This window comes from Streptosporangium sp. NPDC000095 (assembly GCF_042899335.1).
Taxonomy (GTDB): domain Bacteria; phylum Actinomycetota; class Actinomycetes; order Streptosporangiales; family Streptosporangiaceae; genus Streptosporangium.
The window spans coordinates 356,886-383,827 of record NZ_JBIAZS010000006.1; the positions used below are offsets into that span (position 1 = coordinate 356,886).

Genomic DNA, 26,942 nt, shown 5'->3' on the forward strand with positions numbered 1-26,942 from the left:
GGGATGGTCCACGGGGGGCCGGGAACCGGCCGCGGCAGTCGTCGCGACACAGGCCGGGGACCGGGCGGTCCGGCGGAGGTCACTTGGAGGAGACGCCGACGCCGATCTCGAACTCCCGGTAGACGCGGGCCCAGAATCCGTCGCGGAGCCAGACGCGCGCCTCGGGGTACGGGCGCAGGGAGTGGCCCAGCTCCTTCTCCGCCTCGATGAGCAGCTCGGTGTCGATCACCGTGGGCAGGATCGGCCCCGGCAGCAGGTCGCGGATGTTGTCGCGGCCGCGGGTGAGGATCCATTTCTGGGCGACGTGCTCGCCGACCTCCTCGACGCGCGGGCGGCTCGGCCCCAGCTTGGTGACCTGGCCCACGGGGGCCTTGGGCTTGGCGGCGGTGCGTCCGGCGAAGACCTGGGCGGGGGAGGGGGCGATCGGGGGCACCGGCACGGGGACCGGCGCGGGGGCGCGGCTGAAGTAGGAGCGCAGGAAGTCGGCGCTGATGATTTCGACGGTGTCGGACTCCCAGACCAGGCGTTCCGCCTGGTTGGTGCCGTAGGGGGGCTCCACGCCCCACAGGTGGATCCGCACCCCGTAGGCCTGGGCGGCCTCGACGGCGGGGACCATGTCCTCGTCCCCGGCGAGCAGTATCGTGTCGCTCACCGCGTGGTGCCTGGCCAGCGCCTCCAGGTCGCTCCTGATCTGCGCGTCCACGCCCTTCTGCTGGCCTCGCGCGTTCAGGTTGCCCAGGCGCACCTTGACCCAGGGGAGCTGGGCGATGACCCGCTGGTCGACGGTCGGCACCCGGTCGCGGGCGGCGTCGTACCAGTAGATCCGGAGCAGCTCGCCGTGGATGCGCTCCTCGGCGTGCTTCTGCAACGCCTGGATCAGCTCGTCCGCCGCCACCCGGTATTCCTTGCGCTCCTTGGCGCCCAGGAGCACCTCCCCGGCCGCCGCGTACAGATAGCCGACGTCGACCAGGACGGCGTACTTCGCGGCGATGGGATGTGATGTGAGGTCCAGGATGCTCATGTCGTCCTCCAGGCCTCGGAACTAGCTGATCGGCTGACTATATGCGCCCATTTCTTAGATGGTCCCAACTCTCGCGCAACTTGACACCCCGTTCCTTGGATCTATCTCGGCAGCGCGCTGGATCGCCATGCGCCTTGTCCGACAGGAAGTGCTTTTCGCATGCGATCTGAGGGATTGCTCCAGGATTTCGAGGTCTGCGGGGTTTTTCGCACCGGATTCGCCGGTGTGGCGCGCGCCGAGATGGCGATCACCACCGCGGCGATCTCCTCGGGGGTCGCGTCCCCCTTGATGATCTTCAGGTGTCTCATAGCGGGATGTTCCCGTGCTTCTTCGGGGGCAGGGTCGCGCGCTTGCCACGCAGGGCCCGTAGCGCCTTGACGATCTGGACGCGGGTGTCTGAAGGGCGGATCACGGCGTCCACATACCCACGTTCGGCCGCGAGATACGGGTTGGCGAGAGTGTCTTCGTACTCGGTCACGAACCTGGCCCGCGCGGCGTCCGGCTCCTCGGCCGCGGCCAGCTCGCGCCGGTAGAGGATGTTGACCGCGCCCTGCGCGCCCATCACCGCGATCTGCGCGGTCGGCCAGGCCAGGTTGATGTCGGCGCCCAGGTGCTTGGACCCCATGACGTCGTACGCCCCGCCGTACGCCTTCCTGGTGATGACCGTGACCAGGGGCACGGTCGCCTCCGCGTAGGCGTAGAGCAGCTTGGCGCCGCGCCGGATGATCCCGTTCCATTCCTGGTCGGTGCCCGGCAGGAATCCGGGAACGTCGACGAATGTCAGTACGGGAATGTTAAAGGCATCGCAAGTACGAACGAATCTCGCGGCTTTCTCGGAGGCCGCGATGTCCAGCGTTCCGGCGAAACTCATCGGCTGGTTGGCGACGATCCCCACGGAACGCCCCTCGACCCTGCCGAAACCCACGAGGATGTTCGGCGCGAATTGCGCGTGCACCTCAAGGAATTCGCCGTCGTCGAGGACGTGTTCGAGAACCGTCCGCATTTCGTAGGGCTGGTTCGCCGAGTCGGGGATGAGCGTGTCGAGCTCGCGGTCGGAGTCGGTGGTCTCCAGCGGCGGATCGGCGTCGAACGCCGGTGCCTCGTCCATGTTGTTGGACGGCAGGTACGACAGCAGCGCCCTGGCGAAATCCAGGCAGTCGGCCTCGTCGGACGCCTCGTAGTGGGCCACACCCGAGCGGGAGTTGTGCGTGTGCGCCCCGCCGAGCTCCTCGAACGTCACCTCCTCGCCGGTGACCGTCCTGATCACGTCGGGGCCGGTGATGAACATGTGCGACTTCTCCGACACCATCAGCACGAAGTCGGTGAGCGCGGGCGAGTAGACGGCGCCACCCGCGCAGGGGCCCATGACGAGCGAGATCTGCGGGATCACCCCGGAGGCGTGGACGTTGCGCCGGAAGATCTCGGCGTACAGGCCCAGCGAGACGACGCCCTCCTGGATGCGCGCCCCTCCGGAGTCGTTGATGCCGATCACCGGGCAACCGGTCTTCAGCGCGTGGTCCATCACCTTGACGATCTTCTCTCCGAAGACCTCGCCCAGGGACCCGCCGAAGACCGTGAAGTCCTGGGCGAACACCGCCACCGGGCGGTCGTCGACCGTGCCGTACCCGGTCACGACCCCGTCACCGTACGGCCGCTGGCGCTCCAGGCCGAAACTGGTGGACCGGTGCCTGGCCAGCTCGTCGAACTCCACGAAGCTGCCCTCGTCGAGGAGGGCGAGCACCCGCTCCCTCGCGGTCATCTTCCCGGCGGCGTGCTGCTTCTCGACGGCTCGTGCCGAACCCGCGTGGGCCGCCTCACCCAGGCGGCGCTCAAGATCGGCCAGCTTGCCGGCCGTCGTGTGGATGTCGGGTCCGGAATCCAGCGGTTCGGCGCTCAGGGGCTCGCTCATTCCAGCAGGGTAACCGTCCGCTCACATCGCGAACCATCGGGGGCGATCGTTCGTTTCCTCCCTGCGAGTGAACCGAAGTGGACTGATCGGTCAAGCTGGGGGAAGGGCGGCGCCATGGCAGATATCACGGAGGCGGTAAGAACACGGGGGCTGGTCAAGAGATTCGGGCAGCAGGTCGCCGTGGGAGGTGTCGACCTGGTCGTGCCACAGGGCGGTTTCGCCGGGCTTGTCGGACCCAACGGGGCGGGGAAGACCACCACCCTCAGCATGGTCACCGGCCTGCTCCGCCCCGACGGCGGCTCGGTCCACATCGGTGGCGCCGACGTCTGGCGTGACCAGGTCGCGGTCAAGGCCCGCATCGGGGTGCTCCCCGAAGGATTACGCCTGTTCGAGCGCCTGTCGGGCAGGGAGCTGCTCTCCTACAACGGCCAGCTCCGCGGCATCCCCAAGGCCGAGGTGGACCGGCGGGCGGAGGAGTTGCTGAACGTCATGGCCCTCACCGGCTCGGCGGACAAGCTCGTCGTCGACTACTCCACCGGCATGCGCAAGAAGATCGGCCTGGCCGCGGCGCTGCTGCACAACCCCGACGTGCTCTTCCTCGACGAGCCGTTCGAGGGCGTCGACCCGGTCAGCGCCAACACCCTCGTCGAGGTGCTCAGGCGCTACACCGCCTCAGGCTCGACGGTGGTCTTCTCCAGCCACGTGATGGAGCTCGTCGAGCGCCTGTGCGACTGGGTCTCGGTGATGGACCGCGGGCGGATCGTCGCCCAGGGGCCGCTGGACGAGGTGAGGGCGGGCCGCAGTCTCAACGAGGCGTTCCTCGCCCTGGTCGGGGCGAGGGGCGACGGCGATCCGGCGGGACGGGAGGGCCTGTCGTGGCTGGGCGCGACCCCCTCGTGAACGCCGGGACCGTACGGGTGGGGCCCATGGTGTTCGTGCGGCTCAAGCTGCGGCTCGTCGCGGGAAACCTGCGAGGCAGCACCCAGCGCCTGCTGGGGTTCGTCTTCACGACGATCGCCGCGCTCCTCTTCGGCACCGTCGGCTTCCTGATGATGTCCTCGCTGCGCCTCGCGTCCGCCGACGTCGCCGTGGAGACCGTGACCGTGCTGTTCACCGTCTTCCTGGTGAGCTGGGCGATCGTGCCGCTGCTGGCGTTCGGGGTGGACGACACGCTCGACCCGTCGCGCCTCGCCCTGTTCCCGCTGCGGACCGGCCAGCTCGTCACCGGCATGTTCGCCGCCTCGATCACCGGCGTGTGGCCGCTCGCCTCGCTCGCCGTGACGGCGGGGGCGGTGGCCGGTCTGGCCACCGGGATCGGCGGGGTGCTCCTGGGCGCGGTCGTGGTGCTGCTCCACTTCGCGCTCTGCGTCATGCTCTCCCGGCTGGTCACCACGTCGCTGTCGGGGATCCTGCGCACCCGCAGGGGCCGCGACGTGCTCGCCGTCTCGGTGGTCTTCATCGTCCTGGCCGCCCAGCTGCCCAACCTGCTGATCAACGGCGGCGTGTCGGCCGACTCCAGGGCCGTGCTGCACGCCCTGGCCTCGGCGCTGAGCTGGACCCCCTCCGGTGTCGCGGCCCGCTCCATCGCCGACGGCGGCCTGACGGCGCTCGCCGGGGCGGCCCTGCTCGCGCTCCTGATCGCCGGGGCGGGGTGGCTGTGGATCACGGCGCTGCGCCGCGCCCTGGTCACCCCCGACGCCTCCACCCAGGGCGCGTCGGTGCGCAACTCCCGTGGCCTGCTGGCGAAGGTCCTGCCCGACGGCCCGCTCGCCGCGGTCGTGGGCAAGGAGTTCAGGTACGCCAGGCGCGACCCGCGAGGCAGGGTCGGCTGGTTCGCCGCCATCGCGGTCACCGGCGTGATGGCCTTCTCCATGTACGGGGACGGCGAGGGCGCGGCCGGGGGCGTCCTCGCGATCGCGCCCGCCTGCATCGGCGCGGCGATGATCAGCATCCAGTGGTGCAACGCCTTCGGTATCGACGGCCGTTCCCTGTGGATGAACGCCGTCGCCTACGGCAGCGACCGCGACTGGCGTACCGACATCGCCGGGAGGCATCTCGCCGTGGCGACGATCGCGGTCCCGCTGCTGCTCCTGCTCGCCGCGGTCGCGGCGCTGCTCGCCGGGGACGTCGGGTGGGTGGTCCCCGCCGCGCTCACCGCCTGGGGCGTGCTGGGGGCCGGGCTCGGCGTGGGCGCGCTGACCAGCGTGCTGGTGCCCTACACCGTGCCCGAGCGCCTGAACGCCTTCACCGGCGCGGCCCCCGGCCAGGGCGGCATCGCCTTCGTGGCGTCGTTCGGCGCGCTGATCTGCACCGGCCTGCTCGCGCTGCCGATCGTCCTGCCGGTCCTGCTCGGCCTCACCTGGGTCAGCGCGCTCGCGGTGCCGTACGGGCTGCTGCTCTCCTGGGGCGGCCGCAGGATCGCGGGAAAGATCGCTTTCGCCAGGTATCCGGCGCTCCTGGAGGCGACCTCCGTCGCCACCTGACGCCCCCGCGCTTCCCCTCCGGGCCGTACGCGGGCCCGGAGGGGAGCGGCCCGACGGCTGCCGGAACGGTGAAGAACGGTCCTCGGCGGCTGTCACGCACGGCCCCGGTAACGGCCGGGGAGCAGCCTCCTCAGTGGTCTAGTCCAATGGGTGAGACCGGTCTCCGTTCGACAAAACGGACTGGGTACGCTGGCGAGCATGCCCGCCACCGTGTCCCATCAGGCAGAGCGTTCCTCCGCTGTCACCGAGATGCCCGACGAGCTGCGCGCGGACGTGCGACTGCTCGGCGAGCTCCTGGGGCAGGTCATCGCCGAGCATGGCGGCGATGACCTGCTCGCCGATGTCGAACGGCTACGCAAGGCCGTCATCGGGGCCCGCAGAAAGCAGGTGTCGGTCGACGAGATCACCGCGATGGTGGCCGAGTGGCCGATCGACCGCGCGGTGCAGATCGCCCGCGCGTTCACCTGTTACTTCCACCTGGCGAACCTCGCCGAGGAGCACTTCAGGATCCGCACGCTCAGGGTTCGCGACACTGGCGAGGAGCCGCTTCCCGAGTCCCTGGCGCAGGCCGTGCAGGAGCTCGGTGACGGCAAGGTCGCCGAACTCGTCGAGGGACTGCGCCTGCACCCCGTGCTGACCGCGCACCCCACCGAGGCCCGCAGGCGCGCCGTGGTCACCGCGATCCAGCGCATCAGCGGCCAGCTCACCGCCTACAACAGCTCGGACAGGGGCGCGGCCGAGCGGGCGGAGACCCGGCGGCGGCTGCTGGAGGAGATCGACCTGCTGTGGCGTACCGCCCAGCTCAGGTCCACCAAGCTTGACCCGCTGGACGAGGTGCGCACCGCGATGGCGGCCTTCGACGAGACCCTCTTCCGGGTGGTCCCGCAGGTCTACCGCGCCCTGGACGCCGCGCTCGGCGGCGGAGGCGGCACCGCCAAGCCCCGGGCCCGCGCCTTCATCAGGTACGGCAGCTGGATCGGCGGCGACCGCGACGGCAACCCGAACGTCACCTCCAAGGTGACCAGGGACGCGGTGCTCATCCAGGCCGAGCACGTGCTGATCGCCCTGGAGAACGCCACGCTCAGGATCGGCCGTTCGCTCACCCTCACCGCCGACTACACCCCCGCCTCGGCGGGGCTGAGGGCCGCGCTGTCGAGCGCGGTGAACGACCACCCCGACGTGGTCTCGGAGATGGCGACCCGCTCCCCGAGGGAGCCGCACCGGCAGTGGCTGATGTTCGTCGCCGCCCGCATCGCGGCCACCCGCCAGCGCGGCCTCGACCTGGCCTACCGCTCGCCCGAGCAGCTGCTCGCCGACCTGCGCACGGCCCAGGACTCGCTGGTCGAGGCCGGGGCGAACCGGCAGGCGTACGGAGAGCTGCAGCACCTCATCTGGCAGGTGGAGACGTTCGGCTTCCACCTGGCCGAGCTGGAGGTCCGCCAGCACTCGCAGGTCCACGCCGCCGCACTGGAGGACATCGCCGCCGGGCGCACCTCCGAGCGGACCGAGGAGGTCCTGGCCACGATCCGCACGATCGCCTGGATCCAGGAGCGGTTCGGGGTGACCGCCTGCCGCCGCTACGTCGTCTCCTTCACCCGCTCGGCCGACGACATCGCCGCCGTCCACGCGCTGGCCGCGCACGCGATGGGCGACCGGGCACCCAGGCTCGACGTCGTCCCGCTGTTCGAGTCGGGCGCCGACCTGGCCGCCGCCCCGGCCGTCCTGTCGGGGATGCTCCAGATCCCGGCCGTACAGGCCAGGCTCGCCGAGGAGCGGCGCCTGGAGGTCATGCTCGGCTACTCCGACTCCGCCAAGGAACTCGGCCCGGCCGCCGCGACCCTGAAGCTCTACGAGGCCCAGGAGGCGCTCGCCACCTGGTCGGCCGAGCACGACGTGCCGCTCACGCTGTTCCACGGCCGGGGCGGCGCCCTGGGCCGAGGCGGCGGCCCGGCCAACAGGGCCGTGCTCGCGCAGGCCCCAGGCTCGGTCGGCGGCAGGTTCAAGGTCACCGAGCAGGGCGAGGTCATCTTCGCCCGCTACGGCCACGACGCCATCGCCCGCCGCCACATGGAGCAGGTCACCTCGGCGGTGCTGCTCGCCTCCACCCCGTCCATCGAGGCCCGGACGGCCGAGGCGGCGGGGCGCTTCCGCGGTGTGGCCGAACGGGTCGCCTCCGCCTCGGAGAAGGCGTACCGGCTGCTGACCGAGGCGCCCGGCTTTCCCGAGTGGTTCTCCCTGGTCAGCCCGCTGGAGGAGATCGGCTCGCTGCGCCTGGGGTCCCGCCCGGCCCGGCGCGGTCTCGGCGCGCCCAGGTCCCTGGACGACCTGCGGGCCATCCCGTGGGTGTTCGCCTGGGCACAGACCCGGGTCAACCTGCCGGGCTGGTACGGCCTGGGCAGCGGCCTGGAGGCGGTGATCTCCGAGGCGGGCCTGGACGAGCTGCGCGCCGCCTACCGCGAGTGGCCGCTGTTCGCCTCGCTGCTGGACAACGTGGAGATGTCGCTCGCCAAGACCGACCGTGACATCGCCGCCCGCTACCTCGCGCTCGGCGCGAGGGACGACTTCGTCGAGCAGGTCCTGACCGAGTACGACCTGACGCGCCGCCTGGTCCTGGAGATCACCGGCCACACCCGCCTGCTGGAGGACCGCAAGGTGCTGTCCCGCGCGGTGCAGCTCCGCGACCCGTACGTGGACGCCCTCTCCCACCTGCAGTTGCGCGCCCTGTCCACGCTCCGCGCGGACGAGGGGCTGTCGGAGGGCGAGCGCGAGCGCCTGTCCACGCTGCTGCTCCTGTCGGTCAACGGCGTCGCCGCCGGCCTGCAGAACACCGGCTGAGCGCGGGCGGACGGTTCAGCGGCCGATGCGGTGGGCTCCCGCGTAGACGTTGAAGCGTTCCTCGCGCAGGAAGCCGACCAACGTCATCCCGAACTCCCTCGCCAGGTCGACGGCGAGGGAGGACGGCGCGGAGACCGCGCAGACGACCGGCAGGCCCGCGGTGAGGGCCTTCTGCATGATCTCGTAGCTGGTCCGCCCGCTCACCATGAGCACGTGCCCGCCCAGCGGCAGTCTTCCGCCCATCATGGCCCAGCCGACCAGCTTGTCCAGCGCGTTGTGCCGCCCCACGTCCTCGCGGACCGCGAGCAGCTCACCGTCGGGGGTGAACAGGCCGGCCGCGTGCAGCCCTCCGGTCTTGCCGAAGACCCCCTGGGCGCTCCTCAGCCGGTCGGGGAGGTCGTACAGGACCTCGGGGGAGACGAGCAGGTCCTCCTGGTCGGGCAGCGGTGAGCAGCGGCCGCGCAGGGCGTCGAGGCCGGCGGTGCCGCAGACGCCGCACGCGCTCGACGTCACGAAGTGCCGGTCGAGCGAGGGCAGGTCGGGCAGCACGCGACCGTGCAGCCGTACGGTCACCGTGTTGTAGCGCGCCTCCTGCGGCACGTCCTCGTCGGTGCAGTAGGCGATGGACGCGACGTCCGCCGGTGCCGCGACCCCCTCGCCGTACAGGAATCCGGCCGCCAGCTCGAAGTCGTGCCCGGGGGTGCGCATGGTGATCGCGACCGTGCGACGCTCCTCGCCCGCCTGGATGCGGATCTCCATCGGCTCCTCGGTGGCGAGGTCGTCCCGGCGCTCGTGTAGGGTCCCCGCCCGCATCTGCCCGACCCGCGCCCTGGTGGTGGGCCCCGGTCTCCGCGCCGCCTCCACCGCCTCGAAGCCCGGATCGTCCCTCGTGCCGGTGGCGTTCCGTGCGCCGAGATGTTTGCTCATGCGTTCATCATTTCTTTTCGCGACCTTCCGCACGGTTTCCCGACCCGGTCAAAGGCCTGACCTTGCCCGCCGACCCAGACTTCGGTAACAGTATTCCCTGGTCATTGGATTAATTCGGTAACAGGGGGTCGTTAGTGGAGGCAAGATGGCTAAGTGCTCGACTCGCCCTTCACCGATCTTGACCGCCCGCCGCTCTCCCAGGCGGCGCTCACCCGCGCCCTGGTCCGTCCCGGGGGCCTCTGGTCCGGCATCACCGTGGTCGACAGGACCGGATCGACCAACGCCGACCTCGCGCACGCCGTCCGCGACGGCGCGCGGCAGGGAGCCGTCGTCGTCGCCGAGTCCCAGTTCGCCGGGCGCGGCAGGCTCGGCCGTGTCTGGAGCGCTCCGCCGCGTTCCGGCCTGACGTTCTCGGTGCTCCTGCGGCCCGACCCGCCCATGTCCACCCAGGGATGGCTGCCCCTGCTCGTCGGCCTGGCGGTCGCGTCGGCCGTCCGGAAGGTCGCGGAGGTCGACGTACGGCTCAAGTGGCCCAACGACCTGCTGATCGGCGAACGCAAGCTCGCCGGGGTGCTCGCCGAGCGGATCGACAGCGCGGTGATCGTGGGGGTCGGCCTCAACGTGAGCGTGCGCCCGGAGGAACTGCCGGTGGAGACCGCGACCTCCCTCGCCGTCGAGAAGGCCGTCTGCGTCGACCGCGACCCGATCCTGCGCGCGGTGCTGCGGGAGATCGAGACCCACTACCGCGAGTGGTCGGAGGCGGACGGCGACGTCGAGGCGTGCGGCCTGCGGGCCGCCTATCTCGCGGTCAGCGCCACGGTCGGGCGGGAGGTGAGGGTGGAACTGCCGGGCGAGCGGGTGCTGACCGGCACCGCCACCGGCGTCGACCGCGCCGGGCACCTGCTCGTCAGCTCCAAGGGGGAGGAGCACACGCTCAGCGCGGGTGACGTCGTGCATGTTCGGCCTCACACCTCGTGACGCAGGGCATGCGCACGTGTCACGATTTGCCCCATGGGTCTACCCGATCACCACATGACGGAGGGGGAGCGACGGATCACGTCGTTCCACCCTCACTGGAAGCGACTCACCGGCCCGTTCCTCATGCTGATCCTGATCAGCGTGGGATCCGGCGCCGCCCTTTACTTCATGCCCGACTTCGAGTACCGGCTCTACGCGAGCGTCGCGGTGGCGGTGATCGCCGTCGGCCTGCTGACGGTGTGGTCGTTCATTCCGTACCTGCGCTGGAAGAACGCCGTCTACATCCTCACCTCGCACCGGTTCACCATCAGCACCGGGGTGCTGAACAAGTCCATCGACGACATCCCGATGGTCAAGGTGAACTCGGTCAGCGCCGACCAGACCTTCATGGAGAGGCTCCTGGGCTGCGGCACGCTGGTCGTCGAGTCGGCGAGCGAGCAGGGCCGGATCACGCTGCGGGACATCCCCCACATCCAGGAGGTCCGGGCCGAGCTGTTCCGCGCGCTCGACGACGCGCTCGACGGGGAGCCCTCGGAACCCGGGCGGTGACCCGTGGGGCGTGATCTCCCAGAACCGGGGGAGGTCGGCGAGGAGAGGGGGGTCCCCGTCGGACGTCCGGCGGCCGAGCAGGCCCACGCCGGGCGTCCGGAGGCCGCGCAGGCCCGCGCCGGGCATCCGGAGGCCGAGCAGGCTCACGCCGAACGCCCGACGGCCGAGCAGATCGAGCGCCTCTTCGTCGGCGCGTCTCCTCGCTACACCCGGATCCAGGTGGCGAGCCTCGCCCGGGTGCCGCAGGAGCTCACCGAGCGGATCTGGCGCGCGCTGGGGTTCGCCACGCTTCCGGACGACGCCGTGGCCTTCACCGACGCGGACGTGGCTGTGCTGGAGCGGGTCCGGGCGATGATGGAGGGCGACCTGCTGGACGACCAGACCGTCATCCGAATGGCGAGGGCGCTCGGCCAGACGACGGCGAGGCTCGCGCAGTGGCAGGCCGAGATCATGATCGGCGCGATGCTCGACCCGGGCCGCCGCCCCACCGACGAGGACCTGGCGGCGGTCATGGAGACCTCGCGCCGGCTGCTCCCCGACTTCGAGCAGATACTGGTCCACATCTGGCGCGCCCAGCTCGCCGCCGCGGGGACCCGCCTGCTCACGCTCGCCGACATCACCGACGAGATCGTGCCGGACAGGCTCACCCTCGCGGTGGGCTTCGCCGACCTGGTCTCCTTCACCCGGGTCTCGCGCGAGCTGGACGAGCGGGGCCTGGCCGAGCTGGTCGAGGGTTTCGAGTCACGGGCCTCGGACGTGGTCGCCGAGCACGGGGGACGGATGGTCAAGACGCTCGGGGACGAGGTGTTCTTCACGGCGGCCGACCCGAGGAAGGCCGCGGTGATCGCCCTGGACCTGGTCGGCGCGATTCGCAGGTACGGGCCCGAGGTGCGGATCGGGCTCGCGTACGGTCCGGTACTGCCGATCATGGGCGACGTCTTCGGTACGACGGTCAACCTGGCGGCCAGGCTCACCGCCATCGCCCGCCCCGGCACGGTCGTCGTCGACGACAGGCTGGCCGAGGCGCTGAAGGGCGCGCCCGGTGTCGAGATCGGCCGCATCCGCCAGCGGCCGGCCCGTGGCCTGGGGGTGGTGCAGCCCTACGTGTTGCGCCGGGCTGGTAATCATTGACTGCCGGGTGCCCAAGTCCGTTCAATCGGTAAGCGGCCCCGTGAAGGTCGAAACCATGACAGATGAGGTGCAGGACATGCCGTACACCGTGCAAGGCGTGGTCGCGCGTGGCAAGGGCGAGCCCGTCTCGCTGGAGACCGTTATCGTGCCGGATCCCGGCCCTGGCGAGGCCGTGGTGACGGTCCAGGCCTGTGGTGTCTGCCACACGGACCTGCACTACCGCGAGGGCGGCATCAACGACGAGTTCCCGTTCCTGCTCGGCCACGAGGCCGCGGGAGTGGTCGAGGCCGTCGGCGAGGGCGTCACCGAGGTGGCCCCCGGTGACTTCGTGATCCTGAACTGGCGGGCCGTCTGCGGCGAGTGTCGGGCGTGCCTGCGAGGCCGTCCCTGGTACTGCTTCAACACCCACAACGCCACCCAGAAGATGACCCTGGAGGACGGCACGCCGCTCAGCCCCGCCCTGGGCATCGGCGCCTTCATCGAGAAGACCCTGGTCGCGGCCGGGCAGTGCACCAAGGTCGACCCTGCGGCACCGGCGCAGGTGGCCGGGCTGCTGGGCTGCGGCGTGATGGCGGGCATCGGCGCGGCGATCAACACCGGCGGCGTGACCCGCGGTGACAGCGTGGCGGTCATCGGATGCGGCGGCGTCGGCGACGCGGCCGTTCTCGGCGCCGCCCTGGCGGGCGCCTCGAAGATCATCGCGGTGGACGTGGACGACCGCAAACTCGTCTGGGCCAAGGAGTTCGGCGCCACCCACACGGTCAACTCCCGCACCTCCGACGTGGTCGAGACGGTCAAGGAGCTCACCGGCGGCAACGGCGCGGACGTGGTCATCGAGGCGGTCGGCCGCCCGGAGACGTACCGGCAGGCCTTCTACGCCCGCGACCTGGCCGGGACCGTCGTCCTGGTCGGGGTGCCCACCCCGGACATGACGCTGGAGCTGCCGCTGCTCGACGTCTTCGGCCGAGGTGGCGCGCTGAAGTCCTCCTGGTACGGCGACTGCCTGCCCAGCCGCGACTTCCCCATGCTCATCGACCTCTACCTCCAGGGGCGGCTCGACCTCGACCGCTTCGTCTCCGAGACGATCGGTCTCGGCGACATCGAGGACGCCTTCGCGAAGATGCACCGCGGCGAGGTCCTGCGTTCGGTGGTGATCCTGTGATCGACAAGGTCGTCACCTCGGGAACGTTCTCGCTGGACGGCGGGACGTGGGACGTCGACAACAACGTCTGGATCGTCGGCTCGGCGAGCGAGGTGCTGATCGTCGACGCCGCCCACGACGCCGCCGCGATCGCCGAGAGGGTGGGTGGCCGCGAGGTCAAGGCCATCGTCTGCACCCACGCGCACAACGACCACATCGACGCGGCGGCCGACCTCGCCGAGCGGACGGGCGCGCCGATCCTGCTCCACCCGGCCGACCAGGTGCTGTGGGAGATGGTCTACACCGACCTGCCGTACACCCCGCTCAAGGACGGGCAGGTGCTCTCGGCCGGCGGAGTCGAGCTGACCGTGCTGCACACGCCCGGCCACGCTCCGGGTGCGGTCTGCCTGTACGGGGCGGAGATCGGCGCGGTCTTCACCGGCGACACCCTGTTCAACGGGGGCCCCGGCGCGACGGGGAGGTCCTTCTCCTCCTTCGACACGATCATCGAATCGATCACGGCGAAGCTGCTCACCCTGCCGCCGGGGACGGCCGTGCACACCGGTCACGGCGAGTCCACCTCCATCGGCGCGGAGGCCGGGCACCTGGAGGAATGGCTCGCCAGGGGCCACTGACCCGCGTCTTTCCGCACTTGATCCGCTCACGCGTCCCGGCCTTCGCCGGGGCGCGTTCGCGTTTCCCGCCCCCCTGTCCCGGTGGCGTGTCCACGGGTCCCCTTCCCGGGTTTCCGGCGGACCTTTTCCGATGATCGCCCGCCAGGTGGCCCTGAGGTCGTGAGGTTTTCCGCACGTCGACCGGTTGCCGCCCGGGTGGGAACTTCGGACCGATGACAGAGAGATTAAGGTCGTGTGCCCTAGTTCACATAGGCAAGGCTTACCAAATGAGCTAGTTTAGGTGTGCCTAACCTATGGTAGCCTCCAGAAAGGTCGCACTCCCGTGTACGTATGCCTCTGCCGCGCGGTGACCGAGAACGAGGTGCACGACTGCATCTCGGCAGGGGCCAGAAGCGCGCGCCAGATCCGCGATGCCACGGGCGCCGGCGGCGACTGTGCTTCTTGCGTGCGAAAAATCTGTGCGATCCTGAAGCGGTCTGAAGATTTGATGCCGACCGCATAGCACGAGGAGCCCGCCATGCAGGGCGACAAGAAAATCATCGAACTGCTCAACGAGCAGCTGACCGCGGAGCTGACCGCGATCAACCAGTACTTCCTGCACGCCAAGATGCAGGAGAACTGGGGGTATACCCGGTTGGCCAAATACACCCGCGAAGAGTCCATCGACGAGATGCGCCACGCGGAGAAGCTCACCGACCGCATCCTCTTCCTTGAAGGACTGCCCAACTACCAGAAGCTGGGCACCCTCCACATCGGCCAGACCGTCGCCGAGCAGCTCCGCGCCGACCTGGACGTCGAGCTTGAGGTCGTCAACCGGCTGAAGCCCGCCATCATCCTGATGCGCGAGAAGGGCGACACCACCTCGGCCCGGCTCTTCGAGGAGATCCTGGAGGACGAGGAGCACCACATCGACTACCTGGAGACCGAGCTGGGTCTCATCGGGAGCCTCGGGGAGCAGCTCTACCTCGCCCGCTACGCAGAGCCGCCCTCGGCGTCTTGAGGTAATAAAGCATGAACACGCCCACCAGATCCCCTCTGGTGGGCGTGTTCTGTTTTGTCGCCGCACCCTTTTGGGGCGCTGTGCTTTCCAGGCACTTCCAATGCGGGAGACCTACTCCGTGGCCCTCGGCCGTTGCGGGATGACTATCCGGGATTTATCAGTGTTTGCCCAGGTCAATGGATAGGTCAACGACGAGTCAAACCGCGCGCTGTACCCGGGAAACGATCCTCTAAGGTCCTACGATCGCAACATGACCTGTGTACTACTCGCCGAGGATGACACCTCGATTTCCGAGCCACTGGCGCGAGCTCTGCGCCGCGAGGGTTATCAAGTAGAGGTGAGCCCTGATGGCCCGCAGGCTCTGGAGCGGGCTCTGTCGGGTGGCATAGACCTGATCGTTCTCGATCTGGGCCTGCCCGAGATGGACGGCCTGGAGGTGGCCAGGCGCATTCGCGCCGAGGGCCACGGGACTCCCGTGCTGATCCTCACCGCCCGTGTCGACGAGGTCGACACGGTGGTGGGCCTCGACGCCGGGGCCGACGACTATGTCACCAAGCCTTTCCGCCTCGCCGAGCTGCTGGCGCGCGTCCGCGCGCTCCTGCGGCGCGGCACGTCCGAGACGCCCGTGGTCCAGGGCGTGCGCATCGACGCCGACTCACGTCGCGCGTGGATGGGAGACAAGGAGTTGCATCTGACCACCAAGGAGTTCGATCTGCTGAGGGTCCTGGTCCGGGACGCGGGAAAGGTGGTCACCCGCGAGCAGATCATGCGCGAGGTGTGGGACACCAACTGGTGGGGGTCGACCAAGACCCTGGACATGCACATCTCGTGGCTCCGCCGGAAACTCGGTGACGACGCCGCCAAGCCCCGATACATCACGACCGTTCGAGGAGTCGGCTTCAGGTTCGAGCGCGAGTAGGGGATGCGTCGCCGCCTGCTCTCCTCAACCCTCCTCGTCGCGGTCATCGGGGTGTTGCTGCTCGGCATCCCCCTCGGTGTGGCGGTCAACCGGCTCATCGAGGAGGAGGCGACCCAGGAGCTCTCCTCGCACGCCAGAAGCCTGCTGGGGGAGGTCGAGTACGCCCGGATCCAGGATCAGCCCGTCGACGAGCACCAGCTGCAGCGCAAGTATTCCGATCTCTACATTCAGATTTACGCGAAAGGGACGCCGCCCCAGGTGATAACGGTGGGCACCGAGCCCCCCGAGAACCAGAAGATGACCGAGGACGCGCAGTCGGAGAACGGCGTGTACGTCGCGGTCAGCCGGGACAGGACGGGAGTGGAGCGCGAGGTCCGCGCGTGGTTGTTCCTCATCCTGGGACTCGCCGCGGCTGCCCTCGCGGTCGCGGTGGGGCTCGCCATAGTGCAGTCGCGCCGCCTGAGCTTACCGCTCAGCGACCTTGCGATGATCGCTGAGCGGCTCGGTTCCGGCGACGCCAGACCGAGCAAGCACCGCTACGGCATCCAGGAGCTCGATCGGGTGGCCGAGGTGCTCGACCGCAGCGCGACCCGCATCTCCGACCTCCTGTCCAGGGAGCGGGAGTTCGCCACCGACGCCTCCCACCAGCTGCGCACCCCGCTCACCGGCCTGACCATGAGACTTGAGGAGATCGTCGCCGCCGCCGACGAGCCGGGCATCGTCAAGGAGGAGGGCGAGGCCGCGATCGTGCAGGCCGAACGGCTCACCGCCGTGATCGACGAGCTGCTGGCCACCGCCAGAAGGCAGCGTCAGGCACAGTCCGAGGTCGTCGAGCTCGACACGCTGCTCGACCAGCAGTTCATCGAGTGGGGCCCCGCGTTTCGCAGGGCCGGGCGGCGGCTCAGCCTGGCCGGTACGCGCGGGCTCCAGGCGCTGGGCACCGGTGGCGGCATCGGCCAGGTGATCTCCACCCTGCTGGAGAACTCGCTGAAGCACGGAGGCGGCACGGTGACCGTGACCACCTGCACCAAGGAGAGGTCCGTCGTGATCGAGGTGGCCGACGAGGGCAGGGGCATCACCGACGACCTGGTTCCGCGGGTCTTCGAGCGGAACGTGAGCGGGGGCGGCGGCACCGGGCTCGGCCTGCCCCTCGCCAGGGCACAGGCCGCGGCGGACGGCGGACGTCTGGAGCTCGTGAAGGCGCGTCCCGCGACGTTCGCGCTCTTCCTGCGTCAGGTGGGCGAGACCGTCAGGAACCGCGTCGTCCGCGGGCCCGCCTGACCGCGGCCGGCCGGCGCGCCCCGATCGAAGCAGGACTCGTTTCCGCGGGTGCCATCTCGTGGCCGTCCGATCCGGTGCGGCGGACGATCACCCCGGGGCGAGGGAACGCGCGGATCAGCCGGACTGGCGCGGGCCGGTGGGGGGCGTGTTCTCTTCCGCCGACTTGCCCAGGAGATACATGTGGCCGTTGACCTGGCTGTTCGGCGCCGCCGACCGGTTGGGCGGCCTACCGGGCACGGGCTCCGCCTGCCCCACGGGCGGCGAGATCGGCAGGAAGACCCACTTCTTGTACGACCAGAACCTGAACAGGGTCCCGAGGGCGGTACCGGTGAGCAGGGCGATGTTGTAACTCAGCACGTCCTGCAGGCCCAGGGTGTAGGTCACGAAGCCGATCACCAGCAGCGAGATCAGCAGGCCGATGCCGTTGAGGACGAAGAACAGGAAGTACTCGCGGGCGAGACCGCTCTGCTCGCGGTGCCTGAACGTCCAGTAGCGGTTTCCCAGGTAGGCCAGGGTCGCCGCGACGATCGTGGCGATCACCTTGGAGGTGAGCGGTCCCCAGCCGAGACCGAACCTGAGCAGGTTGGTGCCGCCGGTGTCGACCACGAAGGCGATCGCGCCGATCGTCCCGAACTTCGCCAGCTCGCGCGCCAGGTCGGCGAGCCGCCGGTAGGCGTGTCGGAGAAACTCCACGTTTCCTGCACGGTCCTTTCGGGGGTCGGCCGCCGATCCGCCGCTTCGGAGGATCTCGAACACTCTTCGGGTCAGGTTACCGGTGAGGGGGCATGATCCGCGCGAGGTTGACTCGTCGGTGTAGATATCCGTCAGCAAGTGCCTTTTCAACAAATGTCTCATAACACGGGATAAATGAGGGCGGTGACGTTACGCTGACCCGGTAGATCACGGGAAGCCCTCGGCAGCTCCGCCTCCCGTGGTCGGTCCAGACGGACTGCCGTACGCGACGGCCACTACCCCGGGGATCCACCCTTGCGCCGCCGACTCCTCGCCTTGATCCTGGGCCTGTCGATGACGACCGCCTGCGGTGCGAGGAGCGAGACGCGGGTCACCACCCCCGAGGCCGGCGGCCCGTCGCGCGAGGCGTCCACCGAGGTGGAGCTCGGCGAGGCGACCGACGCCCTCGCGCTGCTGAGCAGGCTCGACGACGCCTGGCGCGACAAGGACTGCGCGACGGTCGAGAGGCTCACCACCTGGGCGGAGAGAGCGCTGGGCGGTCGTGCCTGTGAGGCGACCCGGAACGGCCGCCCAGCCCCCGCCAGGAAGTCCTACAGCGTGGCGGAGTTGTACCTGCCGGGCACCGTCGGCGAGGACCGCTGGTTCGTCGCCCTGGCCCGAGAGCCCGACCCGGCCTACTTCCTCTTCGTCCAGGAGGGCGGCGAGTGGCGGCTCGGCGCCGGCCCCATCCCGATCAGGGGCGAGGTCCGCGAGCCGACCGAGGGCGCGGTGCCCGCCGACGACCCGTCGGTGGGGGTGAAGGCCCGCCTTGTGCCGCAGCGCTACCTGGCCTACCTGACCGACCCGGCGGGGGTGAGCGGGGTGACCTTCCCCAAGGGCGACCCGGCCCGTGATCTCTTCGGTGATCTGGTCAGGCGCCCGCAGAGCGTGCGGCCCGACCGTCTCACCACCGAGGTCCGCCTGCTCGTCGGCCCCCAGCGCGCGCTGCTGCTGCCCGGCGGCGGTGCCCTGGTCATCCACGCCCTGGAGATCGAACACCGGCAGAGGGCCCGTGAGGGGCGCTCCGCCCTGGCCCGCCCCCTCTACGGCAAGGCCGACCTGCGCGGTTTCACCGGCAGGACCAGAACCGCCAGGCTGACCGGGACCGAGGTCGTGCTCGTCGCCACCGAGATCATGGGCAAGGGTGCCGAACTCGCCACCACCGGCCTGCGCCGCGGCCTCGCCACCCTCACGGCGGACTGACCTCACCCCGTCACGACCCTGCCACAACGTCCGCCGGCCACCTGCCGTCCGCCCGACGCCTGGCCGCGCATCGTGCGACGGTAAACTTAACCGCTGTGAGCAGCCCTTCTTTGGCCAGTCCCATCGGACCCGTCGTCGGCGTGATCGGAGCGGGCCAGCTGGCCCGGATGACGCAGCAGGCGGCGATCGCCCTCGGCATCGAGCTGCGGGTCCTGGCCAACTCGCCCGACGAGAGCGCCGCCCGTGTGATCGCCGACGTGCGCCTGGGCGACTACCGGTCGCTGGCGGACCTGCGCGATCTCGCCAAGGGGTGTGACGCGGTCACGTTCGACCACGAGCACGTGCCCACCGAGCACGTCCGCGCCCTGGCCGAGGACGGCTTCGCCGTGCGTCCCGGCGCGGAGGCGCTCGTCCACGCCCAGGACAAGGCCGTGATGCGCGAGCGGCTGACCGCGATCGGCGTTCCCTGTCCGCCGTGGCGGCGGGTCGAGACGGTCGCCGACGTCGAGGAGTTCGCCGCGGAGAACGGCTGGCCGGTCGTGCTCAAGGCGGTCAGGGGCGGCTACGACGGGCGCGGGGTCTGGGTCTGCCACTCGGCGGGCGAGACGACCGAGGTCCTCGCCTCCGGCGTACCGCTGATGGCCGAGGGGTTCGTGCCGTTCGAGCGGGAGCTCGCCGTGCTGGTCGCCAGGTCGCCGCACGGGCAGGGGGTCAGCTACCCGGTGGTGGAGACCGTCCAGCGCGACGGCATCTGCGTCGAGGTGCTCGCCCCGGCTCCCGGCCTCGACCCCGAGTGGGCCGCGGTGGCCCAGCGGATCGCCCTGACCATCGCCAAGGAGCTGGGCGTGACCGGGCTGCTCGCCGTGGAGATGTTCGCCACCCCCTCGGGGCTGGTGGTGAACGAGCTGGCGATGCGCCCGCACAACAGCGGCCACTGGACGATCGACGGGGCCCGCACCTCACAGTACGAGCAGCACCTGCGTGCGGTCCTCGACCTTCCGCTCGGGTCGCCCGCGCCGACCGCCCCCGTGGTGGTGATGGCGAACCTCCTGGGCGGCGACGACCCCGACATCTTCTCCCGGTACGAGCACGTGATGGCCCACGACCCGGGGATCAAGGTCCACTTCTACGGCAAGGAGGTGCGGCCGGGGCGCAAGATCGGCCACGTCACCGCCATGGGGACCGATCTTGACGAGGTCCGGGCGCGTGCCAGGCACGCCGCGGTCTATCTCGCCGAGGGAAGATACACCTGAGCTCGCTTCCGGGACACCTTGTCGTCGGCGGCAGTCGGCGGCAGTCGGGGGCAGTCGGGGGCCGTCGGGGTGGTGCCGGCGGAACACCCCGGCACCACCGAGGTCCCGAACGCCGGAAGACCCGGGCGGTTGAAGGTTTCGGCGACACAGAAGACCGCTGCCCCCTCCGCGGGGCAGGACACCAACGCGAACGCGCGGCCGGCCGGTCGCGACGAGGCACAGGGAGAAAGCATGACCACCGTCGGCATCGTCATGGGCAGCGACTCCGACTGGCCGGTGATGAGACTCGCCGCCGAGGCGCTCGCCGAGTTCGGGGTGGCGTTCGAGGCCGACGTGGTCTCCGCGCACCGCATGCCCGAGGAGATGATCGCGTACGGCGCGGAGGCGGCCGGGCGCGGTCTGAAGGTGATCATCGCGGGTGCCGGGGGAGCCGCCCACCTGCCGGGCATGCTCGCCTCGGTGACCCCCCTGCCGGTGATCGGCGTCCCCGTCCCGCTGAAGTATCTCGACGGTATGGACTCCCTGCTCTCGATCGTCCAGATGCCCGCCGGGGTCCCGGTCGCGACGGTCGCCGTCGGGGGTGCCCGCAACGCGGGCCTGCTGGCCGTACGGATCCTCGCCGCCGCCGACGAGGGGCTGCGGGCGAAGATGGAGGCGTTCCAGGTCGCCCTCAAGGACCAAGCCCATGCCAAGGGCGCGAAGCTTCGCGCCGAAGCCGCCCAGCTCGGCGCCTGATATGGCCGCTTTTGGCCAATAGCTTGACAACAATACGGATATATGAGGACTCGGAGGGAAGGAGCAGATCTCCACGGATTTTGGAGGTGGGGATCATGAGGAACGCTATCCGCGCCGTCCTCGGGCTCACGGTGGCGGTGCTGGCGGTGTTCGGAAGCCTGGGCATGGGTGAGAGTCAGAAGACCACCGACTCCGCCGTGAGTTCCGTCTCGACGCGCTGACTTCCTGGTGCTCCGGCTTGGTCTCTTCGTCGTTGCGGGTGTCTCGGACGGCCCGGATACTGTGTGCGTGGAGCCCGCCACCCGTTCGCGGAGCCGTCACAGGAGGGCACGTCACTGAGATCATCCTCGGGACGTGACGGAGGCTTGTCGGCGTTGCGGGGGCGATCCGCGCGAATGACCGCGCCCGTTGTGGGCGACCGCCGACATAGCGAGGGTGATGACGACGTGGAAGCAGACCTCAGCAACGCCGTCTGGCGCAAGGCGGCCCCGGAGGGGGACGACAGCGGTCCCTGCGTCGAGGTGGCCGTTGTCGACGCTCCCGAGGAGGGCCACAAGGCCGGGTCGGGTTCTCTTTACGTATTGCGCGATTCCAAGAATCCCGACGGACCGAAGCTGTTCTTCACCCGTTCGGAGTGGGACGCCTTCGTCGGGGGCGTGAAACTCGGCGAGTTCGACAACTGACCCGACGGGATCGGGACGGACAAAAGGCCCTCGTCGGTGACGGGGGCCTTCTTGCTGCGCGCTTCCAGGGCTTCTCTCTCGTCGCCGCGATCGGATCGCCCGCCGGTTCGACCCGGTGAAAGGTGCGCCACCCTCGGGGTTCACGCTTCGGCCACCGCTCTCCGGTGAGGGTAAAAACCCTTTTGTCGAAAGAAAAGGAAGAGCTGGTTCTGTGAGGCGGCTCGCCCTGCTGCAGTGCGAGCGACTTCGCCGTAATCGCTGCCAAAAGCGTTATATGGATAACTTGGGGGCGATTTGGTGTTTTTTGCCATGAAATGCCGAATATCGTAGTAATTGTCATGTCCGAGGGATTACTACGAGAGAGGTGTCCCGATGGGTATCACGATGTTCCCGGGGGGTGCTTGGCCGGCTCACGACCCGCACTGGCACTACCACCATCACCGTCACTACCATCGCCGCAGGCGCTGGCATCGTAGGTATCACTGGGGCGGTTGGAACTGGTGACCTGAGAGACAGTGGCGACCGACGCGATATCCGAGAAGTCGACGACCATCCGGCCCGTATCCGGCACGAACCGGGAACCCGCCGACGTGTCCGCTCCGCCTGCCAGGTGAGCGGACCTCGCGACGTCCACGCCGTTCTGGCGAGACCGGCGGGTTCGCTTCAGGGCGACATGCCTCGACCCGGGAGAGATGCGGCAAAGGGATGTACGCCCGGCCGTGTCGTCAGGGTCGCCTCGGAACGACCCTGACGAGGGGAGGGGCGGAAAGGGACGGCCGCGCGGGATGACGCGCTGTGCTCAGGGGCGGCCCAGAGCGCGGTAGTGCCAGCCGGAGGCCCGCCAGGTCTCGGCGTCGAGGGCGTTACGACCATCAACGATCTTGCGGGAGATCACCACGGAACCCAGCTCCTCGGGATCCATCGCGACGAACTCCTGCCACTCGGTCAGCAACAGCACGACGTGGGCGTTTTTGGCCGCGTCCAGGGCCGAGGTGCCGTAGGCGAGTCCGGGGTGGGCCTTGCGGGCGTTCTCCTGGGCGACGGGATCGTAGACGGTGACCCGGCCACCCTGCTCGCTGATCTTGACGGCGACGTCCAGTGCGGGCGAGTCGCGGATGTCGTCGGAGTTGGGCTTGAACGCGGCGCCGAGCACCGCGACCGTACAGCCGCGGAAGGAGCCTCCGGCCAGCTCGCGGGCGAGGTCGACCATGCGGGCGCGGCGGCGCATGTTGATCGCGTCGACCTCCCGCAGGAAGGTCAGTGCCTGGTCGGCGCCGAGCTCACCGGCCCGGGCCATGAAGGCGCGGATGTCCTTGGGCAGGCAGCCGCCGCCGAAGCCGAGACCGGGGTTGAGGAACTTGCCGCCGATGCGGTCGTCGAAGGACAGCGCGAGGGAGAGCTGCTTGACGTCGGCGTGGGCGGCCTCGCAGACCTCGGCCATCGCGTTGATGAAGGAGATCTTCGTGGCGAGGAAGGCGTTGGCGGCCACCTTGACCAGCTCCGCCGTGGGGTAGTCGGTGATCACCATCGGGGTGCCCATCTCCAGCATGGAGGCGTACACCTCCCGCATGACCTTCTCGGCCCGGTCGGAGGCGACACCGAGCACGATCCTGTCGGGGTGGAGGGTGTCCTTCACCGCGAAGCCCTCACGAAGGAACTCGGGGTTCCACGCGAGCTCGGCGCCCGCGCCGATGGGGGCGAGCCGGGCCAGCTTGTCGGCGAGGCGCTGCGCGGTGCCGACCGGGACGGTCGACTTGCCGACGATCAGGCACTCTCGGTCCAGGTGGGGGGCGAGCGACTCGATCGCGGCGTCCAGATAGGACACGTCCGCGGCGTACTCTCCCGGTTTCTGCGGCGTGCCCAGGCACAGGAAGTGCACGTCGCCGAAGGCCGCGGCCTCCTCGTACGAGGTGGTGAAGCGCAGTCGGCCGTTGGCCAGGTTGCGTCGCAGGATCTCCTGCAGGCCCGGTTCGTAGATGGGCAGATCGCCGGCCCGCAGGCGGTCGATCTTCTCCGCGTCAACGTCGAGGCTGAGGACTTCGAAGCCCAACTCGGCCATGCACGCGGAAGTCGTCGCACCGAGATATCCGGTTCCCACCATCGTGAGGCGGTAGGCCACTGGTGCTCCCTTCGTTCTGCCCAATTCTTTGCCGACAGGGTATCGGCACCTTGTGGTCCCACTTTGCCACCTGCGCAAACGCCGCAGGGCATACCACATGGGGTGGAGCGCTCCATGTTTTGTTGGACGTCCTAGTATTTTCCCATGAGCTACCCTCTCTACGCACTGCCCGAGGAGCACGAGATGCTCCGCGAGACGGTCCGCGCTCTCGCCGACGAGAAGATCGCCCCTCGCGCCGCCGAGGCCGACGAGACCGGGGAGTTTCCCTGGGACGTCTACAAGGCGCTCGTCGCGGCGGACCTGCACGCCGTGCATGTCCCCGAGGAGTACGGGGGCGCCGGCGCCGACGCCCTCGCGGCGGTGATCGTCATCGAGGAGGTGGCGCGGGCCTGCGCCTCGTCCTCGCTGATTCCCGCCGTCAACAAGCTCGGCACCGTTCCGCTGATGCTCGCGGCCTCCGAGGAGCTCAAGCGGGACTATCTCCCGCCGGTCGCGCGGGGTGACGCGATGTTCTCGTACGCCCTCTCGGAGGCCGAGGCGGGCAGCGACGCCGCCGCCATGAAGACCCGTGCGGTCCTCGACGGCGACCACTACGTGCTCAACGGCGCCAAGATGTGGATCACCAACGCCGGGGTGTCGGAGTACTACACGGTGATGGCCGTCACCGAGCCGGGCGTCGGGGCGAAGGGCATCTCCGCGTTCGTCGTGGAGAAGGGCGACGAGGGCGTCAGCTTCGGGGCGAAGGAGCGCAAGCTCGGCATCAAGGGCTCCCCGACCCGCCAGGTCATCCTGGAGAACGTGCGGATCCCCGCGTCCCGGATGATCGGCGAGCCGGGCACCGGTTTCAAGACCGCCCTCGCCACCCTGGACCACACCCGCGTCACCATCGCCGCCCAGGCGCTCGGCATCGCCCAGGGCGCGCTGGACTACGCGATCGGCTACGTCAAGGAGCGCAGGCAGTTCGGCAAGGCCGTCGCCGACTTCCAGGGCGTGCAGTTCATGGTCGCCGACATGGCGATGAAGCTGGAGGCCGCACGCCAGCTCACCTACGCCGCCGCCGCCAAGTCGGAACTCGCCATGCACGGCGAACCGCAGAAGGACCTCACCTTCCTCTCCAGCGCCGCCAAGTGCGCCGCCTCCGACGCCGCGATGGAGATCACCACCGACGCGGTCCAGCTCCTGGGCGGGTACGGCTACACCAGCGACTACCCGGTCGAGCGCATGATGCGCGATGCGAAGATCACCCAGATCTACGAGGGCACCAACCAGATCCAGCGCATGGTGATGGCTCGGCAGCTGTTGAAGTAGTTGTCGACGCCGGAAACCCCGCCCACCGGAGTTCGGTGACGGGGTTTCCGGCGTCCGATTTCGCACCCTGAACGATCACCGTTCCTCCCTGTTTCATGAGAGAGGAACTGCGGGAGCCGAACCATCCGGCACGCCGACGAAGTGCGGGACAGACTCGGCCACAGGCGGCGTGACGACAACCGCAGCCGGCACGTCGGTCTCTACGCGCTCTATGACTGGTGCTACGGGGATGATCCGCAATGGCTACACGACTTGGAAGACGACTACACCGTCTACTCTCATGATCACGGTCTTTATCTCCCGCCGAACACGGGAGAGATCTCGCCTCAGGTCCTGCGTGACGCGAAGGACGAGCCAAACGAGTTGCCAGACGTCCGGAATGGGCTAAACGCGGAGGCGGTTGCTCTGGTAGCGGATGCCCTTGAGAAAATTGACCGCGAAGTTCTCGTCAACATCATGTGCGGCGTGCCAGCATCATGGCCAGCAACCGATGAAGAACTGGCCACACTGGGCTGGTTCCTCGAATACCGCGCTCCAGTCGTAGCGGGCCGGGTGCGCAACCTGATCCGGAGGGAGGGTTAGATCGATGAGCCGCTACCTGTACTCGATCATCCGCTGTCTCCCCGATCCGCAGACAGGTGAATTTGTGAACGTCGGGGTCATCGCTGGGGATCCGGTCACCGGGGACTGGGCCGTTCGCCGCCTGTCCAACATCGAGCGGATCCGCAGGTTTGCTCCGCAGCCGGTTCTAGAGGTATCTGAACGCTTCATGGCCCGCGTGACAGGCGAGATCGCCGACGCCAGGGCTGCGGTGGAGGCGGACAGAGGAGAACCACTCGGGGAAGCGTGGCTTGATCGACTCTGCCGAGACCATCGCAATACCGTTCAACTCAGCGCGCCCGCTCCCGTCATCGCGAGACGGGCCGAAGAGGCGCTAGCGATGATCTTCGACAGTATGATGATCGATCCCGCCTTGCCTCTGCGCCAGCAGTCGATAAGCAGGATCAGGGCAGTCCAGGACCTGAAAGACGCCTACAACCGGGCGGAGATCCCAGGATCGCTACTGAAGCCGAAATGTCGGATCTACATCGGGGATCGGCTGAACTCTCTCATCGACATCGCCGTCGCCAACGGCTCCGCAATTCAGCTCACGCAAGCATGGTCCTTCCAAATCAGCTCGATCGATGACCTCTCCACCCGGGTCAAGGCATGGGGTTACGCCATAGAGCGACTCCGGCGAGGCGACGAGGCCCGCCTGATCGATGCGCAGGACTCGGTCAGCGAGGTAGCCTCCGACGTGGATCTCCAGATTGTCGTAGTGCCCCCAGAGACGGCACAGCAAGAGTTCGCGTATGCAGAGGCAGAGCAAGTCTTCATTGGTCTTGACGCGGCGGTGCACACGCTTGACGACGTCGATGCGGTCCCTGCCCGCGCCGCAGCCTTGCTGGCGGCGAAGTGATAGCGCAGAACCGATTGGCTGAAGTCCGGCGCGGGCCGTCCTCCTAGGAAGGCCCCACGCCCTGGTTGTCTGAGTGTGCAGCGGAGAACACCCAGACCTACGAGGGCACCAACCAGATCCAGCGCATGGTGATGGCTCGGCAGCTCTTCAAGTAGACCGTCGACCAGCGGAAACCCGGTCCGAACCATGCCCGTGGACCGGGTTTCGCGTGTGCCTCCGGGTTTCGGTCTGGTCGGTGCGGGGTGGCCTTCGGCACCTACCGCAAGATTGAGCGAACCGGCGGACGTGATCGCCGTCGCCGATGAAAGTTACATCGGCGACGGTGATTCACCACTGCCGAAGTAAGTGATTTCCTCCCCCGCTCTGCCCGGAGCGCGGGCTGATCCGGCAGGGATCCGGTGCGTCGCGAGCGCCGTGTGGAGGACTGCGCCCAGCCGTCGGCGACCGGCGCGACGACGGAGACATCGGCTCCTGACCTGCAAGATCGGACTCACTGTCCGCCGGGTCGCATCGTGCACATGAGCGACAGGCCTCTGCCGCGCCCCGCGAGAGGTCCACCGTGTCGTGGAAGATCATCTGATGTCGTGGCGCCGGGATGGACAAAGGTGCGCCTCACCCGCTCCGTGGACTATTGCGAGACA

General features: G+C 69.1%; 26 protein-coding genes. 20 read left to right on the top strand and 6 right to left on the bottom strand.

The annotated features are described in order from the left end of the window. Positions 1-79: 79 nt before the first annotated feature. From ACFY3V_RS16885 to ACFY3V_RS16895, 3 genes are all read right to left on the bottom strand, one after another. Positions 80-1,021 (bottom strand): NYN domain-containing protein, encoded by a 942-nt coding sequence (locus ACFY3V_RS16885; protein ID WP_350946408.1) that lies wholly within the window; start codon positions 1,019-1,021, stop codon positions 80-82. Positions 1,022-1,122: 101 nt separating this feature from the next. Further along, on the bottom strand, positions 1,123-1,329 hold the full coding sequence (locus tag ACFY3V_RS16890; RefSeq protein ID WP_362896307.1) for an acyl-CoA carboxylase subunit epsilon: 207 nt from the start codon (positions 1,327-1,329) through the stop codon (positions 1,123-1,125). Next, positions 1,326-2,930 (bottom strand): acyl-CoA carboxylase subunit beta, encoded by a 1,605-nt coding sequence (locus ACFY3V_RS16895; protein ID WP_350946410.1) that lies wholly within the window; start codon positions 2,928-2,930, stop codon positions 1,326-1,328. The genes ACFY3V_RS16890 and ACFY3V_RS16895 overlap by 4 nt, the downstream gene beginning before the upstream one ends. A 114-nt stretch (positions 2,931-3,044) precedes the next feature. Here ACFY3V_RS16895 and ACFY3V_RS16900 point away from each other — a divergent pair, with 114 nt between their 5' ends. The 3 genes from ACFY3V_RS16900 to ACFY3V_RS16910 all read left to right on the top strand — a co-directional run bounded on the left by ACFY3V_RS16900 (position 3,045) and on the right by ACFY3V_RS16910 (position 8,248). Continuing rightward, positions 3,045-3,830, top strand: a complete 786-nt coding sequence (locus tag ACFY3V_RS16900; protein WP_389774131.1) for an ABC transporter ATP-binding protein — start codon at positions 3,045-3,047, stop codon at positions 3,828-3,830. After that, the gene (locus tag ACFY3V_RS16905; RefSeq protein ID WP_389774134.1) at positions 3,806-5,413 is read left to right on the top strand and encodes a hypothetical protein; all 1,608 of its coding nucleotides are present in this window, start codon (positions 3,806-3,808) and stop codon (positions 5,411-5,413) included. Before ACFY3V_RS16900 ends, ACFY3V_RS16905 begins: the two co-directional genes overlap by 25 nt. A gap of 198 nt (positions 5,414-5,611) precedes the next feature. After that, positions 5,612-8,248 (top strand): phosphoenolpyruvate carboxylase, encoded by a 2,637-nt coding sequence (locus ACFY3V_RS16910; RefSeq protein ID WP_350946413.1) that lies wholly within the window; start codon positions 5,612-5,614, stop codon positions 8,246-8,248. 15 nt (positions 8,249-8,263) lie between these two features. Here ACFY3V_RS16910 and fdhD read toward each other — a convergent pair whose 3' ends face one another. Then, on the bottom strand, positions 8,264-9,175 hold the full coding sequence (gene fdhD / locus ACFY3V_RS16915; protein WP_362896313.1) for a formate dehydrogenase accessory sulfurtransferase FdhD: 912 nt from the start codon (positions 9,173-9,175) through the stop codon (positions 8,264-8,266). Positions 9,176-9,328: 153 nt separating this feature from the next. Here fdhD and ACFY3V_RS16920 point away from each other — a divergent pair, with 153 nt between their 5' ends. From ACFY3V_RS16920 to ACFY3V_RS16960, 9 genes are all read left to right on the top strand, one after another. Next, a complete protein-coding gene (locus tag ACFY3V_RS16920) occupies positions 9,329-10,153 on the top strand; it encodes a biotin--[acetyl-CoA-carboxylase] ligase (RefSeq protein WP_362896315.1) in 825 nt (274 codons plus the stop codon). A gap of 33 nt (positions 10,154-10,186) precedes the next feature. Beyond that, positions 10,187-10,702 (top strand): PH domain-containing protein, encoded by a 516-nt coding sequence (locus tag ACFY3V_RS16925; protein WP_362896317.1) that lies wholly within the window; start codon positions 10,187-10,189, stop codon positions 10,700-10,702. A gap of 171 nt (positions 10,703-10,873) precedes the next feature. Continuing rightward, positions 10,874-11,833 carry an adenylate/guanylate cyclase domain-containing protein gene (locus tag ACFY3V_RS16930; protein WP_389774248.1) on the top strand — a complete coding sequence of 320 codons (960 nt, stop codon included), beginning with the start codon at positions 10,874-10,876 and terminating at the stop codon, positions 11,831-11,833. A 76-nt stretch (positions 11,834-11,909) separates the two neighbouring features. Beyond that, complete coding sequence (locus tag ACFY3V_RS16935) at positions 11,910-12,995, top strand: S-(hydroxymethyl)mycothiol dehydrogenase (RefSeq protein WP_362896421.1); 1,086 nt, start codon at positions 11,910-11,912, stop codon at positions 12,993-12,995. Next, positions 12,992-13,609: an MBL fold metallo-hydrolase gene (locus ACFY3V_RS16940; protein ID WP_389774139.1), complete on the top strand. Its 618-nt coding sequence runs from the start codon at positions 12,992-12,994 to the stop codon at positions 13,607-13,609. The genes ACFY3V_RS16935 and ACFY3V_RS16940 overlap by 4 nt, the downstream gene beginning before the upstream one ends. A 322-nt stretch (positions 13,610-13,931) precedes the next feature. Further along, complete coding sequence (locus tag ACFY3V_RS16945) at positions 13,932-14,111, top strand: (2Fe-2S)-binding protein (RefSeq protein WP_350946419.1); 180 nt, start codon at positions 13,932-13,934, stop codon at positions 14,109-14,111. A gap of 15 nt (positions 14,112-14,126) precedes the next feature. Next, positions 14,127-14,609 (top strand): bacterioferritin, encoded by a 483-nt coding sequence (gene bfr / locus ACFY3V_RS16950; RefSeq protein WP_350946420.1) that lies wholly within the window; start codon positions 14,127-14,129, stop codon positions 14,607-14,609. A gap of 250 nt (positions 14,610-14,859) precedes the next feature. Further along, entirely contained in the window at positions 14,860-15,528 is a 669-nt protein-coding gene (locus ACFY3V_RS16955; RefSeq protein WP_012888073.1) for a response regulator transcription factor, read from the top strand. Positions 15,529-15,531: 3 nt separating this feature from the next. Continuing rightward, entirely contained in the window at positions 15,532-16,809 is a 1,278-nt protein-coding gene (locus ACFY3V_RS16960) for an ATP-binding protein (RefSeq protein WP_362896323.1), read from the top strand. A 114-nt stretch (positions 16,810-16,923) separates the two neighbouring features. On the opposite strand, the gene ACFY3V_RS16965 is transcribed toward ACFY3V_RS16960, so the two are convergent. After that, the gene (locus ACFY3V_RS16965) at positions 16,924-17,502 is read right to left on the bottom strand and encodes a GtrA family protein (RefSeq protein ID WP_362896325.1); all 579 of its coding nucleotides are present in this window, start codon (positions 17,500-17,502) and stop codon (positions 16,924-16,926) included. A 294-nt stretch (positions 17,503-17,796) separates the two neighbouring features. Here ACFY3V_RS16965 and ACFY3V_RS16970 point away from each other — a divergent pair, with 294 nt between their 5' ends. The 5 genes from ACFY3V_RS16970 (at position 17,797) to ACFY3V_RS16990 (ending at position 21,415) form a co-directional block, all read left to right on the top strand. Continuing rightward, complete coding sequence (locus ACFY3V_RS16970) at positions 17,797-18,744, top strand: hypothetical protein (RefSeq protein WP_362896327.1); 948 nt, start codon at positions 17,797-17,799, stop codon at positions 18,742-18,744. A gap of 167 nt (positions 18,745-18,911) precedes the next feature. After that, positions 18,912-19,997 carry a 5-(carboxyamino)imidazole ribonucleotide synthase gene (locus ACFY3V_RS16975; RefSeq protein ID WP_389774253.1) on the top strand — a complete coding sequence of 362 codons (1,086 nt, stop codon included), beginning with the start codon at positions 18,912-18,914 and terminating at the stop codon, positions 19,995-19,997. A gap of 231 nt (positions 19,998-20,228) precedes the next feature. Further along, complete coding sequence (gene purE / locus ACFY3V_RS16980; RefSeq protein ID WP_350946425.1) at positions 20,229-20,732, top strand: 5-(carboxyamino)imidazole ribonucleotide mutase; 504 nt, start codon at positions 20,229-20,231, stop codon at positions 20,730-20,732. A gap of 95 nt (positions 20,733-20,827) precedes the next feature. Continuing rightward, positions 20,828-20,953 carry a hypothetical protein gene (locus tag ACFY3V_RS16985; protein ID WP_362502443.1) on the top strand — a complete coding sequence of 42 codons (126 nt, stop codon included), beginning with the start codon at positions 20,828-20,830 and terminating at the stop codon, positions 20,951-20,953. Positions 20,954-21,178: 225 nt separating this feature from the next. Then, positions 21,179-21,415: a DUF397 domain-containing protein gene (locus tag ACFY3V_RS16990; protein ID WP_350946427.1), complete on the top strand. Its 237-nt coding sequence runs from the start codon at positions 21,179-21,181 to the stop codon at positions 21,413-21,415. 799 nt (positions 21,416-22,214) lie between these two features. Here the strand turns inward: ACFY3V_RS16990 and ACFY3V_RS16995 are convergent. Next, positions 22,215-23,516, bottom strand: a complete 1,302-nt coding sequence (locus tag ACFY3V_RS16995; RefSeq protein ID WP_350946610.1) for a UDP-glucose/GDP-mannose dehydrogenase family protein — start codon at positions 23,514-23,516, stop codon at positions 22,215-22,217. Positions 23,517-23,678: 162 nt separating this feature from the next. Between ACFY3V_RS16995 and ACFY3V_RS17000 the strand changes: the two genes are divergently transcribed. From ACFY3V_RS17000 to ACFY3V_RS17010, 3 genes are all read left to right on the top strand, one after another. Continuing rightward, positions 23,679-24,842: an acyl-CoA dehydrogenase family protein gene (locus ACFY3V_RS17000; protein WP_350946428.1), complete on the top strand. Its 1,164-nt coding sequence runs from the start codon at positions 23,679-23,681 to the stop codon at positions 24,840-24,842. Positions 24,843-24,983: 141 nt separating this feature from the next. Further along, on the top strand, positions 24,984-25,424 hold the full coding sequence (locus ACFY3V_RS17005; RefSeq protein ID WP_389774147.1) for a hypothetical protein: 441 nt from the start codon (positions 24,984-24,986) through the stop codon (positions 25,422-25,424). A gap of 4 nt (positions 25,425-25,428) precedes the next feature. Next, positions 25,429-26,301, top strand: coding sequence for a DUF3037 domain-containing protein (locus ACFY3V_RS17010; RefSeq protein WP_389774150.1), 873 nt, complete (start codon positions 25,429-25,431; stop codon positions 26,299-26,301). Positions 26,302-26,942 lie beyond the last annotated feature (641 nt).

Bases quoted from the DNA above. Each gene is read 5' to 3' on its own strand.
- bfr (WP_350946420.1), top strand. From the start codon at position 14,127: ATGCAGGGCGACAAGAAAATCATCGAACTGCTCAACGAGCAGCTGACC.
- ACFY3V_RS16975 (WP_389774253.1), top strand. From the start codon at position 18,912: ATGACGCAGCAGGCGGCGATCGCCCTCGGCATCGAGCTGCGGGTCCTG.
- ACFY3V_RS16900 (WP_389774131.1), top strand. From the start codon at position 3,045: ATGGCAGATATCACGGAGGCGGTAAGAACACGGGGGCTGGTCAAGAGA.
- fdhD (WP_362896313.1), bottom strand. From the start codon at position 9,175: ATGAGCAAACATCTCGGCGCACGGAACGCCACCGGCACGAGGGACGAT.
- purE (WP_350946425.1), top strand. From the start codon at position 20,229: ATGACCACCGTCGGCATCGTCATGGGCAGCGACTCCGACTGGCCGGTG.
- ACFY3V_RS17010 (WP_389774150.1), top strand. From the start codon at position 25,429: ATGAGCCGCTACCTGTACTCGATCATCCGCTGTCTCCCCGATCCGCAG.
- ACFY3V_RS17000 (WP_350946428.1), top strand. From the start codon at position 23,679: ATGAGCTACCCTCTCTACGCACTGCCCGAGGAGCACGAGATGCTCCGC.
- ACFY3V_RS16890 (WP_362896307.1), bottom strand. From the start codon at position 1,329: ATGAGACACCTGAAGATCATCAAGGGGGACGCGACCCCCGAGGAGATC.
- ACFY3V_RS16985 (WP_362502443.1), top strand. From the start codon at position 20,828: ATGAGGAACGCTATCCGCGCCGTCCTCGGGCTCACGGTGGCGGTGCTG.
- ACFY3V_RS16955 (WP_012888073.1), top strand. From the start codon at position 14,860: ATGACCTGTGTACTACTCGCCGAGGATGACACCTCGATTTCCGAGCCA.
- ACFY3V_RS16895 (WP_350946410.1), bottom strand. From the start codon at position 2,930: ATGAGCGAGCCCCTGAGCGCCGAACCGCTGGATTCCGGACCCGACATC.
- ACFY3V_RS16910 (WP_350946413.1), top strand. From the start codon at position 5,612: ATGCCCGCCACCGTGTCCCATCAGGCAGAGCGTTCCTCCGCTGTCACC.
- ACFY3V_RS16935 (WP_362896421.1), top strand. From the start codon at position 11,910: ATGCCGTACACCGTGCAAGGCGTGGTCGCGCGTGGCAAGGGCGAGCCC.
- ACFY3V_RS16995 (WP_350946610.1), bottom strand. From the start codon at position 23,516: ATGGTGGGAACCGGATATCTCGGTGCGACGACTTCCGCGTGCATGGCC.
- ACFY3V_RS16925 (WP_362896317.1), top strand. From the start codon at position 10,187: ATGGGTCTACCCGATCACCACATGACGGAGGGGGAGCGACGGATCACG.
- ACFY3V_RS16885 (WP_350946408.1), bottom strand. From the start codon at position 1,021: ATGAGCATCCTGGACCTCACATCACATCCCATCGCCGCGAAGTACGCC.
- ACFY3V_RS16960 (WP_362896323.1), top strand. From the start codon at position 15,532: ATGCGTCGCCGCCTGCTCTCCTCAACCCTCCTCGTCGCGGTCATCGGG.